General features: G+C 67.9%; 13 protein-coding genes and 1 pseudogene. 10 read left to right on the forward strand and 4 right to left on the reverse strand.

Translation table 11 applies throughout. The annotated features are described in order from the left end of the window. Positions 1 to 10: 10 nt before the first annotated feature. Positions 11 to 1246, reverse strand: coding sequence for an SWIM zinc finger family protein (locus ACIP67_RS16775; protein ID WP_401692414.1), 1236 nt, complete (start codon positions 1244 to 1246; stop codon positions 11 to 13). Then, positions 1243 to 4034, reverse strand: a pseudogene (locus tag ACIP67_RS16780) (DEAD/DEAH box helicase). The gene ACIP67_RS16775 and the pseudogene ACIP67_RS16780 overlap by 4 nt, the downstream one beginning before the upstream one ends. A gap of 437 nt (positions 4035 to 4471) precedes the next feature. On the opposite strand from ACIP67_RS16780, the gene ACIP67_RS16785 reads away from it, so the two are divergent. The 4 genes from ACIP67_RS16785 (at position 4472) to ACIP67_RS16800 (ending at position 7563) form a co-directional block, all read left to right on the forward strand. Continuing rightward, positions 4472 to 4720: a hypothetical protein gene (locus tag ACIP67_RS16785; RefSeq protein ID WP_401692415.1), complete on the forward strand. Its 249-nt coding sequence runs from the start codon at positions 4472 to 4474 to the stop codon at positions 4718 to 4720. Then, the gene (locus tag ACIP67_RS16790) at positions 4717 to 5118 is read left to right on the forward strand and encodes a DNA-binding protein (protein ID WP_401692416.1); all 402 of its coding nucleotides are present in this window, start codon (positions 4717 to 4719) and stop codon (positions 5116 to 5118) included. Before ACIP67_RS16785 ends, ACIP67_RS16790 begins: the two co-directional genes overlap by 4 nt. 644 nt (positions 5119 to 5762) lie before the next feature. Next, positions 5763 to 6401 (forward strand): hypothetical protein, encoded by a 639-nt coding sequence (locus tag ACIP67_RS16795; RefSeq protein WP_401692417.1) that lies wholly within the window; start codon positions 5763 to 5765, stop codon positions 6399 to 6401. Beyond that, complete coding sequence (locus tag ACIP67_RS16800) at positions 6370 to 7563, forward strand: helix-turn-helix domain-containing protein (protein WP_401692418.1); 1194 nt, start codon at positions 6370 to 6372, stop codon at positions 7561 to 7563. Before ACIP67_RS16795 ends, ACIP67_RS16800 begins: the two co-directional genes overlap by 32 nt. Positions 7564 to 7698: 135 nt before the next feature. Here ACIP67_RS16800 and ACIP67_RS16805 read toward each other — a convergent pair whose 3' ends face one another. Together ACIP67_RS16805 and ACIP67_RS16810 are read right to left on the reverse strand one after the other, a co-directional pair. Further along, entirely contained in the window at positions 7699 to 8505 is an 807-nt protein-coding gene (locus ACIP67_RS16805; protein ID WP_401692419.1) for a hypothetical protein, read from the reverse strand. Between the two features lie 2 nt (positions 8506 to 8507). Next, positions 8508 to 9353 (reverse strand): sigma factor-like helix-turn-helix DNA-binding protein, encoded by an 846-nt coding sequence (locus ACIP67_RS16810; RefSeq protein ID WP_401692420.1) that lies wholly within the window; start codon positions 9351 to 9353, stop codon positions 8508 to 8510. Between the two features lie 410 nt (positions 9354 to 9763). Between ACIP67_RS16810 and ACIP67_RS16815 the strand changes: the two genes are divergently transcribed. From ACIP67_RS16815 to ACIP67_RS16840, 6 genes are all read left to right on the forward strand, one after another. Next, positions 9764 to 9943, forward strand: a complete 180-nt coding sequence (locus ACIP67_RS16815) for a hypothetical protein (protein ID WP_401692421.1) — start codon at positions 9764 to 9766, stop codon at positions 9941 to 9943. A 107-nt stretch (positions 9944 to 10050) separates the two neighbouring features. Further along, the gene (locus ACIP67_RS16820) at positions 10051 to 10320 is read left to right on the forward strand and encodes a DUF6284 family protein (RefSeq protein WP_401692422.1); all 270 of its coding nucleotides are present in this window, start codon (positions 10051 to 10053) and stop codon (positions 10318 to 10320) included. Continuing rightward, positions 10317 to 10766, forward strand: a complete 450-nt coding sequence (locus ACIP67_RS16825; protein WP_401692423.1) for a Pycsar system effector family protein — start codon at positions 10317 to 10319, stop codon at positions 10764 to 10766. Before ACIP67_RS16820 ends, ACIP67_RS16825 begins: the two co-directional genes overlap by 4 nt. After that, complete coding sequence (locus ACIP67_RS16830; protein WP_401692424.1) at positions 10763 to 11620, forward strand: protein spdB; 858 nt, start codon at positions 10763 to 10765, stop codon at positions 11618 to 11620. Before ACIP67_RS16825 ends, ACIP67_RS16830 begins: the two co-directional genes overlap by 4 nt. Next, a complete protein-coding gene (locus ACIP67_RS16835) occupies positions 11617 to 12441 on the forward strand; it encodes a phosphoadenosine phosphosulfate reductase (RefSeq protein ID WP_401692425.1) in 825 nt (274 codons plus the stop codon). Before ACIP67_RS16830 ends, ACIP67_RS16835 begins: the two co-directional genes overlap by 4 nt. Before the next feature lie 38 nt (positions 12442 to 12479). Next, positions 12480 to 12797, forward strand: a complete 318-nt coding sequence (locus tag ACIP67_RS16840) for a hypothetical protein (protein ID WP_401692427.1) — start codon at positions 12480 to 12482, stop codon at positions 12795 to 12797. Positions 12798 to 12803 lie beyond the last annotated feature (6 nt).

The following is a 12803-nucleotide window of genomic DNA, read 5'->3' on the forward strand; positions in this document are numbered from 1 at the left end:
AATCGCCTCCTTACTCCCCGTTCTGCGACCAGGCCGCGGTGAGCGCGGTGACCGGGTCACTGTCGGCTGGTGCCGTGGGCCACCATTCGCCGTCGTCGTCCCGGAGGTAGGGGTACCAGCGGGCGTCAGGGCCCAGACGCAGCTGGATGCCGTGGTGGGTGAGGGTGAGGCGGTTGCGCCAGGTTCTGAGGTGTGTGGGGGAGTCGGTCATCTCGGCGAGGGCCGCGTCCACGGCGGTACGGGCGGTCCTCATCACCGTCGGATCGGGGGCGTAGGGCTGTTCGGCGACGGTGATGCCCGTGGGACCGCCGTGGCGCCAGGCGCGGGTGAGACGTGCGAAGGCAGTGGGTTTGGCGCCGGTGTTCTGGATCAGGTGGTGGAACCACTCAGGTCCGGGGTTGCTTGCGGCGATGCGGACGGCGTCCTGGTGCTGGGTCAGGTGCAGGTCGGCGGTGTCGCCCGCGAGGAGCCGGGCGGCGCGCGCGGTGGCATCGGCCATGAGGCGTGCCAGGTCCGCGGCGGCCAGGCCGGTGCCGGGGGGCGGGGCGACGGGCAATGCTGTGGTGTAAGCGGCGGGTTCCGGGAGTTCGGGCAGTGCGGGGGGCTCTTCGGCCCAGTGGGCGTACGCGGCGGCGGCCGGGGTGCCGGCAGGTGCCGGTGGGGCGGCGGTCTCCTGCGCTGCCGTACGGCGTGCGCGTAGCTGGGCGAAGACCTCCTCGCGACCGCGGCCGCGCAGCGTGAAGAGAACGAATGGGTCGGTGTCGATGGTGGCGGCGATGGCGTAGCAGAGCGCGGCGGCGTGCTTGCAGGGGTGTCCCCAGTCGGGGCAGGAGCACTCCGGATCGAGCTCGGTGGGCAGTGGGAGCAGTGGGACGCCTGCGTGCCGGGCGTCGTCTACGAGTTCGGCGGACATCTCGTCGTCGAGAAGTGCCGCGAGATGTCCGGCGCGGGCCGCGATCGTGTCGAACAGGGCGTCCCACTGAGGGTCAGTGAGGACGGGCAGGTGGACGGCGCAGCGGTAGGGGCGGGGCCTGCTGCCCTGGACGGCGGCTTTGACCTGGCCGGGGGCGATGGTGACGGCGCCGACCATGCCCTGGCGTGCGTAGGTGCGTCCGCGGGACAGGCGTCCCGAGTCCAGGGTGGAGTCCTCCAGGGCCGTCACCCATGCCCGGCCCCACCAGGTCGCGGCGAAGGCATGCCTGCCGCGGGCGGGCGCGCGGCGCTGGCCGGGAAACGAAGGGCTCATGTCTGCCTCCCCAAGGCGACGAGTTCGGCGAGGTCGGCATCGGACAGTTCGGTCAGGGCAGCCTCACCGGAGCCGACGACGGCGTCGGCGAGCGCGCGCTTGGACTCGAGAAGCTTCGCCACCTTGTCCTCCACGGTGCCCTCCGCGAGGAGTTTGTGGACCTGTACGGGCTTGTCCTGGCCGATGCGGTAGGCGCGGTCGGTGGCCTGGTCCTCGACGGCCGGGTTCCACCAGCGGTCGTAGTGCACGACGTGGGTGGCGCGGGTGAGGTTGAGGCCGGTGCCCGCGGCCTTGAGGGAGAGCAGGAACACCGGCACCTCGCCGCGCTGGAAGCGGTCCACCATCTCCTCGCGCGCGGCGACGTGGGTACCGCCGTGCAGGAAGAGGGTGGGGACTCCTCGCTCTGCGAGGTGCTTCTCCAGCAGGGTCGCCATCTGCTTGTACTGGGTGAAGACCAGCACCGACTCGCCCTCGGCGGTGATGGTGTCGATCAGTTCGTCGAGCAGGTCGAGCTTGCCGGACCGGCCGCGCAGCGGTGTCGACTGGCTCAGGTACTGGGCGGGGTGGTTGCAGATCTGCTTCAGCGCGGTGAGGAGCTTCAGAACCAGACCGCGGCGGGCGATGCCCTCGGCTTCGGCGATCTTCGCCATGGTTTCGCGGACCACTGCCTCGTACAGGCTTGCCTGCTCGGCGGTCAGAGGTACGACGCGGTCGGTTTCGGTCTTGGCGGGCAGTTCGGGTGCGATGCCCGGGTCGGACTTCCTGCGGCGCAGCAGGAACGGGCGGACAAGACGGGACAGCCGGTCGGCAGCCTGTGGGTCCTCGCCCGACTCGATCGCTCGGGCGTGCCGGTCGCGGAAGGCCGTGAGCGGGCCGAGGAGTCCGGGGGTGGTCCAGTCGAGGAGCGCCCACAGTTCGGAAAGATTGTTCTCCACGGGGGTGCCGGTGAGGGCGACGCGGGCGCGGGCGGGCAGGGCGCGCAGCTCACGGGCGGTGACGGCGTAGGGGTTCTTGACGTGCTGTGCCTCGTCGGCGGCGATCAGCGACCATGCGTGCTCGGTGAGGGTCTCCCGGTCGCGGCGCAGGACGCCGTAGGTGACCAGGACGATCTCGTCATCGGCGAGGTCCTTCAGGTGGCGGTCGCCGCCGTGGTAGCGGCGCACGGGGATGGAAGGCGCGAACCTGGCCGCCTCGCGCTGCCAGTTGCCGAGCAGGGAGGTGGGGCAGACGACGAGCGTGGGGCCGGCGGTGGCGGGGTCGGTCTGGCGGTGCAGGTGCAGAGCGAGCAGGGTGATGGTCTTGCCCAGGCCCATGTCGTCGGCGAGGCAGCCGCCGAGGCCGAGTGCGCACATCTCGGCCAGCCAGGCCAGGCCCCGCTTCTGGTATGCGCGCAACGTGGCCCTGAGTGCGGTGGGCTGGGGCACGGGGTGCGGGACTCGGGATCGCGGATACGAGCGACCAAGTCGCCGAGCGCACCAACCGCCGCACAGGGGACCCGGTCACCGTCCTGCTCGGCCTCGCCGGTCAGCGCGGCGCTCAACGCCTCCATGGGGGTGAGCGGTTCCATCCGGCGTCGCTTGGCACGGGCCACGAGCTTCGGGTCGGCGACCACCCACTGGTCGCGAAGCCGGACGAGGGGACGGCGTGACTCTGCGAGAGCGTCCATCTCGGCCTCGGTGAGCGGCTCGCCGCCAAGGGAGATTTGCCAGCGGAAGTCGAGGAGGGCCTCGGTGTCCAGCAGGCCGCCCGCGGTGGAACCGGGGGCGGTGCGCTGCCCGATCTCCGCGGTCGCGGTGAGCGCCTTGACCAGGTCACGCGGCCAGTGCACGTCGACACCGGCCGCGCGCAGCGCGTTCGTGGCGTCCCCGAGGAGATCGAAGGCTTCGTCGTCGGTCAACCGGAGCTGATCGGGAGCGGCATCGTTGAGCAGCCTCCGCAGCGGGTGCCAGGCGCGGGCGCCGCGGCGCAGGGCGAGAAGGGTCTCGGTCTCGGCGCGTGGGCCGAGCAGCCGCTCTACTTCGGTCGGCTCGCTCCAGAGTCGTGCGGCCTCGATGACGAGCGCCGGGTCCGCCGCGGTGTGCAGTTGCAGGACGGCACGGAACTGCCGTCGGCGTCCTACAGGTACATCGACGCGCAGGGAGACACCGACCTCGGCGGTGAGCGCCGCCTGGGTTTCCTCGGCCCATTCACGCAAGGTGGGCACGGCGCGGGTCTCGCGCCAGGCGTACGGCAGCGCTCCCATGGCGAGCGGCGCGGCCGGCGTACGGACCAGATCATCGGCGACCGCGTCGCAGAACTGGCGTACCAGCGCAGCCGGTTCGGCGATCCGTACCGGAGCAGGGCCAGGCTCGGGCAGGCAGTGGGCGTGTGGCGGGAAGGCGGCGGCCAGGGCGTCCAGCGCCTGGCGCTGGGCGGCGGTGCAGGGACCCACCCGCCAGGTGTCGTAACCGGCGGGGGTGAGCGCCGGGTGGAGGCGGCCGTCGGCGAGCAGCCGCAGCGCGAAGCGAGTGGCGGCCTGCCAGGCGGCGCCGGAGGGATGCGTCGGCTCCGCATTGGCCAGGGCGGAGACAGCGACGGCGACAGGCAGCGCATAACCCTCGACCCTGCGCCGCCTGACCGAGCGGCCGTGCGGCAGAACCAGCTCCACCGCCTCGGTCTCAAGGCCAGTGGGCGCCATACTGTCTCCGGCTGCTGCCCCGGTCGGCTTCCACAGCAGCAGCCGCCCAAGGCGGGCGGGCTCACCGGGCAGGAACACCGCCGCCCAGCCTGCGCCGAGCAGCTCCCTCACGAAGGCGGACGTTTCCTGCCGGGCCAGCGGCGGTGCGCTCTTCGAGCCCGTACTCGGCTCTTGTACGACGACTCGTGCCACTCTCTTCCGCCCTGTCGCTTGCCGGACCCTCCCCTGGCCCGCTCACTACCGAACCCCACCAGGCAACGTCACACGCTGGCAACCGTGGGCCTTGGCTTGACTGCTGGCGACAGCGCCACGACGGATACGCCGCTGCTGAACACACTGGTCCTCAACCGTACGGTGCGGCGCTACGGCGAGGCCATGAGCACCTGGGACCCAGCCGCGCTGAGAGGCGTTGATCGAAGAGGCCACCGTCGACGCCTACGGCGAGGATGAGCCCAGCTCACCGGCTTCTGGACCGGCCGCTGCCTGTTCCCGCCCCGAGGGCTGGAACTGGCAGCACGTAGCGCGCATACCGCAGTATGCTTGCGGCTATGGCAGACACCACGCGCATCACGGTGACACTCCCCACCGAGCAGGTGGCGGAGCTGAAGAAGATCACGGACAACATCTCCGGCTACGTGGCCGAAGCGGTCGCCAGGCAGATCCGGCACCAGCTCCTGGGGGCCGACCTGCGCAACCATACAGACGAGTACGGGGCCTTCAGCGAGGAAGAGCTGGCCGAGGCGCGGGCGCGGATCTTCGGTACGACGCCGGCCGCCGGCGGCGCGAGCGCCGCGTGAGCGGGCACATTGAGACCGTCGTCCTGGACTGTGAGGGGCTGTCGGCCTGGGTGGCGCAGGACCGGAAGGTTCTGGCGATGTTCCAGGTGTTCCACGACATGGGAGCGGACCTTGTCGTCAGCGCCAACACCATCGTGGAGGTGAGCCACGCCAGGGTGAACCCGCCCCGACTGCAATGGGCGCTCTCCCGGGTCAAGGTGGAGCCGATCACGGAGGCGGCGGCGAAGGCGGCGGCACAACTGCTCAAGGTCTCCGGTCTGCACGGACACAAGTACGCGATCGACGCCACTGTCGCGGAAGTGGCCTTGCGCCAGCCTGGCCCGGTCGCCATCCTCACGTCGGATGTCGACGACATGACCCGGCTGTGCGGCAGCAAGGTCCGGATGATCGGGCTATGACCGGGCGATATCGTCCCGGGACCATGGACAGATCCGCGATCTGCCGAGAACCGGAGTCGCCGCAGGCCAGCCCGCGATGGGTGAACAACGCATCGACGGATGCGGCCGCGTTCGGTGTCAAAGCTCCTCAGGGTCTTCGCCGGTCGCCCTGTAGGGCGTGAGCGTGCGCCTTGCCTGCTTGAGGAAACGTCCTAAATGTCGCATATAAGCGCAACCGAAACTGCAACCACGGCATGCCGAAGAGCTGGACCGCTATGAGCGGTCCAGCTCTTCGTTTCGCCTGTTCAGGCGGCTGCGGAGGATACGAGATTCGAACTCGTGAGGGGTTGCCCCCAACACGCTTTCCAACTGTCCGCGCGGCTGTACGGGGACGTCCGTGGACGTTCACACGGCAGGTCAAGCGGGGGGCGTGTACGGCGGTGAACGGTGGCGGCCGTCAGCGCACTGGACAAGGACCAGGACAACGAGCAGCACGGGAAGAGCCAGGCTGACACGGTCCTCATGCCCGCGCCGGGCAGCGACCTCTGCCCCTTCGGCTAAGGGGGACTGTCGGTGCGGTCTGTTCAACTGGAGGTGGCGCTCCTTCAAGTGGCGCCTGACGTAGGCGCTAGACCCTTAATTTTGCCTGTGATATTTTCGTGGCTATGGTTAATGCCGAGGTGGAGCGGATCTGCGGTGCCATGGCGGATCTGTGCGAGCCCCTGCACGACGCCTTCGCGCGTGCGGGTGAAGAGAACAAGAGGCGCAACGGTGATCTGACCGGCCGTGACTACGGTTGGCTCGCCACGCACAACGTCCGTGGCCGTGCCCACCTCTACCTGACCGAGGCGGAACTTGGGGTGTGGAGGCTCACTGGCATGCACCGGCGCAACGGCGAGCTGTGGGTGTCGGACGGTAATCACAGGGCTCGCGTCCTGCATGCCCCTTCGGAAAAAGACGTGCCCGCGCCGGGGCACAACGCCCAACGGCGTGCCTTCTATGCAAACGACCCGTTGTCCACCTTCGAGGGCATGGAACCCCTGTGGGGGCCCGTCAATGATCGCCTGCTCGTCCTGTGGCGCCTCGACGCCGAGACGGGTGCGCCGGCGTTCCGTGTGGTGCGGCCGATCGGCGCGTGGAAGTACGGCCGGAAGGAGAAGATCGACATCGACTTCCCGTTGCCTCAGACTGCCTCTGCCATGAGTGATCTGGCGTTCCAGCCTACGGATGCAGGTATCCACCTGAACATCCCTGCGAGCAAGGAGGAGGGCAATGCCTACGGTGCTGGCGGCATCTCCGGGTGAACGCCTGCGCACGCTTCGAGAGCTGCTGGGCCTGACGCAGGCCCAGCTTTCGAAGATGTCTGGGGTTGGCGCGTCGTGGATTTCTGAGGTCGAGAACGGCTACAAGGACCACGACGATGCCAAGCTTCAAATGATCGCCGATGGGACTGAGACGCCCTTCGGATTCTTTTACGTTCAGCCGAAGTCTGTCCCCCTCGACTCACTTCGGTTCCGAAAGCTGGCTTCTGCCAAGCGGACGGTAACCAAGCGCGTGCACGCGTTTTACAGCGAAAGCTATCGGGTCTCCGAGGACATGTTGACCTCGGAGCGATATCCGACCCCTCCCCTGCCGTACGCCACGGCAGATGAGGTAACTGACGAGGAGATTGAAGAACTAGCTAATCTTACGCGGCAAGCACTCCGATTGGCGCCAGACCAACCCATTCCGCACCTGACTCGTGCGCTAGAGCGGGGTGGCATTGCGGTGGCTCCAATCGTGCTGAAAGATCCAGCTGGCGGGGAAGGTCAGGCCACTAGTAACCATTTCGGCGTCTCGTATTGGGGTGGCTTGGGTGATGTGGCGCTTATCGGATACTTCCCGGGAAGTCATGGGGATCGTGACCGTTTTACCCTTGCCCATGAGGTTGGGCACCTAGTGCTTCATACTTTCCGTCCGCGTGCGGAAGACCCCGAGGGTGAGGCTAATAGATTCGCCTCAGCATTGCTAGTGCCGCGCGAGCGTGCAATAGAGGCAATCTCGGAACGCATGACATTGACTGAATATGCTCGCCTTAAAGCAACTTGGGGCGTTTCTATTCAGTCTTTGATCATGCGCGGGGCGGCCGTTGGCGTCATCGACGAAACGAGAAAGCGTTCACTCTACGTGCAGCTTTCTCAGAGAGGTTGGCGCAAGCAAGAGCCAGTTCATGTCGGCAAGGAGGAGCCGCTTCTCTTGTGGACGCTATTGTCCCGTCAGTTTGGGGTCAAGCCCTACGTTCCTGCTGCTGAGAAGCTGGCAATTCCGCCTACCGTCTTGCGCTCAATTGCGCCAACGCCAGAGAAGACCCGGGTGGATTATCCGCCTCCGCCTGTCTCGCGTAAAAGTGTTGCTCAACGGAACGTCGTCGACTTTCGGTCGCGGAAGCTCCGGTCAGGTCAAGAGAGTCCCCGCATGGTTCAATGAGTAATAAGTCTATGCGGAGATTCGGTGACGGCCTCTTCGTGAGGCTATTTCATTTTGACCGGTAGACGCGCGTAGAAGATGAGGGGCCCGGACGCGATGTCCGGGCCCCTCGCAGTCTATAAGGTGATAGATCGCTCACCGCTGACAGAAGGCCACGGAAGCATCGTCACCGGACTTGTAGCGTGGCCATCGTTGGCCGTTCGGGTCTGTGGCCTCCACCTGTCGGACGTTGTTGATCAGCTCTTGCGGGCCTCCTGCTCGAAGTACCGTAAAAACTTCGGGCCAGGTCGCCATGCCATAGTCCGTCACAAGGCAGGCCGCACCGTCAGACAGTAGAGCGGCGGCGCGCAGGTCTTGAGTGGGAGTACTGCCGGTCAGCGCATATTCCGCCGCTTCTGGGCTGGCAGCCGCGACCCAATATCCAGTTGCCGTGTTGCGGGTCTGTCGCTGCGCGATTACCAAGCGGCGTAGGGCTTCCTCGTGCTCTGCCGTATGGTTCTCGTGCCGTCCGACTTCGGCTCTCAGCTCAGGCAAGATTTGGTCCACACGGAGATCAGTGATCACCGAGAAACCCTGATTTCCTTCAAGCACGATGGGTGAGTCCGCCAAGACCAGGTAATCAAAGGATTCTTGGCTTTGGCGGAGGACCGCGACTGTGGCCGATGGCGTCCCAGGGTTCGCCAAGTCGCACTCTGGGTGCAGTGCCGCCACCCGTTCGAGCGCACTCGCCAAGCCAGCCTTAAGCGAGACGCCCGGGTCCGTAAGAGCAGCCATAAGCTGACTGCCCAGGTGGGCCACGTACCACGGGACGCCATGGTGGCATCCCGTGTCCAGACCCACCGTGCTGAGTCCGTCCAGCACGACGGCAAGAGTCGGTGTGGCGCCCACCCAGTCTTCGTTGGGAGCGGCTCCACCGGGTTGGGTGTCAATGGCGACGCGCATGCTCAGCCTTCGTGTCGGTAAAACGGGGTGACGCGTCGACTCTCTAGCACTTCGAGCGTCTCTGGGTTGTAGCGGCATGAGATCAGAGTGGAGAAGCGGCGCGTGCGGACTTCCCGGTAGAGCTCTGCCAAGTTGTTCTCCAGGAAGTGGACGACTCCGTTGGCTCCGATGGCGTGGATACCAGCGACGTAGAGGAATGTCCCCTTGCCATCCAGTCGGGGGAGTCGCCCCAGATAGCCAATGTCGCCGGCCGACCCGTCCTCGTCTTGAGGGGATCGGTATTCCTTGCCTGCCGCGTGGTCGACCAGGTGCCACGCTCGGTCTTTCGCAAACCGAAGGTTGTCGTCACCTTCGAGCACCTGCGCCACGATCGGGGACAGACGGGGGCCGCAGACGACGACGTGGTTGTCCCGGTTGAGGTTGACGATGCCGGTGGGCGGAATCACCTCGTACTGAGTCTCCAACTTCATGCCACCTAGCAACTTGCGCAGGTGCTCGAAGTTGTTGAGGTCCTCCCGAGTGACTACCTCGCTGGGGTGCTGGTCGGCTGCCTTCCCCGCTTCGTACTTGCCACCAAGTGACACCGTGACCAGGTCCGTGCCGAAGAACGCGCGCTCTGGCGGGGGGCCGGACGAAGCGAGCTGACCTACGCGCCCCCGACTGACGCCGAGTCGCTTCGCGATCTCGGCTTGGGTCATGCCCGATCCCTGGGCCTCTTCGATCGCTTCCCGGCGGACGCGGGACAGCTCGTTCACGTGGCTTTGGTACCGCGCCATCAGGTCGATTGCGGCTCTGGCGCGGTCAACGGGGTCCGTGATCCCGGAGACCTTCTCCATGTCGTCCTGCACGTCTCTCCGATCGTCGCCTAGGGGGGCTATCTGACTCTATCGCGAGAGGGGGTTGCGCGCAGCTTCGAGTTTGCCTACCGTACCTATCAAGCGGCTCGGCAACCCCCCCTAGGCAAGATGGAGGAGTGGTCCGTTGTAGCGGCTTGACCTGCACGAAAGCGTCCGGAGGAAAGCCCGAAGGGGTGAGTACAAAGCGAGCGCCTGCGGCTTGAGAACTCAACAGAGTGCCTGGGAGGCCGTCCCTCCCCTGCCAGCAAGAGGACGGATGCGTGCGGGTGCGTCCCGTACGCGACAGCGCGACTCAATCCCGCAGCGCTTCGCTGCGGCCGGTTGCCTCCGCTGCTCGTCTCGTACGAGCAGCGCTGAGGGGAGCCGGAACGGGCCGGACCCGGAACCGAGGGGAGAACCTCGTGCCGAAGTGCAGCTTCACCGCCGAAGAGATCGCCGACCCCCTGACCCCTGGGGAGAGCACGAGCGCGAGCGGCACGTTGAGCGCATCCTCGCCGCAGGCCACCAAGAAGGCGGTCGAGCGCAGCTTGCGCAGCAGGGGATACGAGCCGATCGACAAGATCACGATCACCCAGAAGTAGGCATACCTGCCTGCCCACCTACACCCGATGAACGGCGCGAGCCCCCGGAGGTGCAACTCCGGGGGCTCTGTTCGGGCCGTTTCACCTGCTAGGGAGACCACGACCCAATGAACCACATCGTCACTGTTCAGGACGCTGTTACGGCGTTCGCCGACTGGATCGAACCGACCAGTGCGGAGCTGGACGCGATCGAGCAGGAGATGCCCGTCGTCCTGGCGGACGTCGACCTGCTCGACGCGCACATCGCCACCCTCGACCGCATCCCGTCCGAGCTGGACGTGCGCCGCATCCGCCGGGCCCGTCGCCGGGCGCTGGCCGCGCGGGTCGCGCTGGTCAACCGCGCGGCTGGTACGAGCCTGCCGGGGGGTGCCGCGTGAGCGCCACCGACCGGGACCTGATCACCGCGCACGCGGAGGTGAAGGCGGAGATCGCCCGCACGGACGCGAAGACGGCGCTGCTGCTGGCGTTCGTCGGCGCGGTCCTCGCCGGGACCTGGACCGTCGCCCGCGACGTCCCGCTGAACCTCGCCGCCTGCCTCACGGGCGGTGCCGGTCTGGCGCTGCTGGTCGGCGCGGCCTGGCTGCTGCTGCGGTCGGTGCGCCCGAACCTGAGCGGCCGGCACGGCTTCCCCCTGTGGGCCACTCTCACCCCGGACGAGGTCACCGCCACCGTCAACGGCGGGGACCTCGCCGCCGACATCGCCGGCCTGTCCCGGCTGGCGGTCGCCAAGTTCACCTGCCTGCGCCGCGCGGTCGACCTGACCTGCGCCGGCGGGGCGCTGCTCATCCTCGCCGTCCTGCTCGCCGTAGGGGGTGCCGTGTGAAGGCGAAGACCGTTCTGCCGGCCGTGGCCATGACGGCGGTGTCCATGGTGCTCACCCTGGCCGTGGTCGTGATGTGGCTGGGCGGTGCGATGCCGTGGCCGGTCGCCCTGGTCGTCGGTCTCGGCATCGACGGGGGATGGCTCGCCACCCTCGCCTATGAGCGCCGTCTGGCCGCGCAGGGCGACCACAGCCACGCCGTGACCGCCGTCGGGTGGGGCTTCGGCCTCATCGCCACGGGCGTCCTGGTCGCGCACGCACTGACCGCCGAGCACTCCGCCGGCGCGTGGCTCGCGGTGGCGTGGCTTCCGGTCGCTGCCAAAGCCTTGTGGCTGGTGCACGGGCTGTGGGAGCGGACCGCGCTCACCCCGGGCGCCCTCGGAGCGATCCGCGGCATTCAGCAGGAAGCGCGCGACGAGGCGGCGGTGGCCCGCGCCCGGTTGCGGGCGGAGGCGGCCACGGAGGAGACGCGGCTGACGGCCGTGACGGCGGCCGGCGCGCGCGTCGCACGCGTCCAGGCCCGGACCGCCGCAACGCTCGCGGGGGCGTGGTCGACGCTGGAAACGGCCCGGACCGGTGAGGACACCGGCAGGGCGCTGACCAGCGTGACGGGCCGCGTCACACCCGGCGTCACGCCCCGGTGGGAGCTTCCCGTGTGGGGGCCGACGGAGCCCGTTCCCGCGCTGGAGGCGGGGCCCGCGCTCACCGATGCTCAGCTTGACGCGCTGGTCGACGAGATCCGTCACAGCGAGACGCCGGCTCTGTCCTACCGGGAGATGGCCGTGCGCTTCCGGGCGGCCGGCCACTCCGCCAGCGAGGTGCGCCTGCGGGCCGCGTGGAAGCGGGTGGTCGCATGAGCACTATCGGTACGACGCTGGTGAAGTCGTTCAGCTTCGGCGGGGGTGTGCAGTCAACGGCTGCTCTCGTCCTGGCGGCCCGGGGTGAGCTGGACTACCGCACGTTCCTCATGGCGAACGTCGGCGACGACTCCGAGCACCCCGGCACCCTGGCATACCTGCGCCAGTACGCCATCCCCTACGCCGAAGCCAACGGGCTGGAGCTGGTGGTTCTGGACCGGGTGATGAAGCGCTCGGGTGAGGTCCGCACGCTGTATCAAGACCTCACCCGGGAGGGCTCGCGGTCGCTGAAGATCCCAGTACGTATGTCGAACGGGGCCCCCGGCACCCGCTCGTGCACCGCCCAGTTCAAAATCAAGGTCATCGCCGACGAACTCAAACGGCGCGGCGCCACCAAGGAGGCGCCGGCCACGGTCGGTATCGGCATCAGCCTCGACGAAATCCACCGGGCGAACAACCGGCGCTGCGAGCCGCACGAGCGGATCGAATACCCGCTGCTGGAACGCGGCATCCGCCGTATCGACTGCGCCCGCATCATCCGCGCAGCGGGCCTGCCGGTGCCGCCCAAGTCGTCGTGCTGGTTCTGCCCCTTCCACCGGCCCGAGACCTGGCACGACATGCGCCGCAGTGAGCCCGAGCTGTTCGAACGCGCCTGCCAGCTCGAAGAACTCCTCAACCGCCGCCGTGACGAACTCGGCAAGGACCACGTCTGGCTGACCCGGTTCAACCGGCCACTCCGCAAGGCCATCCCGGACGGCGTCGACACCCTCCCGTTCGACGAATGGGACTCCGGCTGTGACTCCGGCTGGTGCATGACCTGACCCCATCGCACCCGACCCTCATCAAGGAGAAGTCAGGCATGAGCAACTCCGAGATCCGCCGCCTTGACCGTGAGATCGAAAAGGCCACAAGGAAGCTGGATGCGGTCCGGCGGGGTGAGTGGTGGCCGCTGAACGGCAGCGAGCGCCGGGCCATGGCCCGCGCGCTGGCGGGCGGCGCCTACCAGATCACCCGGGGCCGCAGCGCGGGCCGTGCCGAGCAGCGCATGGACACCACCGGCACGACCGCCGAGACGCGGCTGACCGCCGAACTGGCCGCGCTGCACGCCGAGCGGCAGCGGCTGATCACGGAGGCGGCCCGCGCCAAGGCCGCCAAGAAGTCGTCCGGCTGGTGGTGACCAGCC

The sequence above is a fragment of the Streptomyces sp. NPDC088812 genome (assembly GCF_044750285.1).
GTDB lineage: Bacteria > Actinomycetota > Actinomycetes > Streptomycetales > Streptomycetaceae > Streptomyces.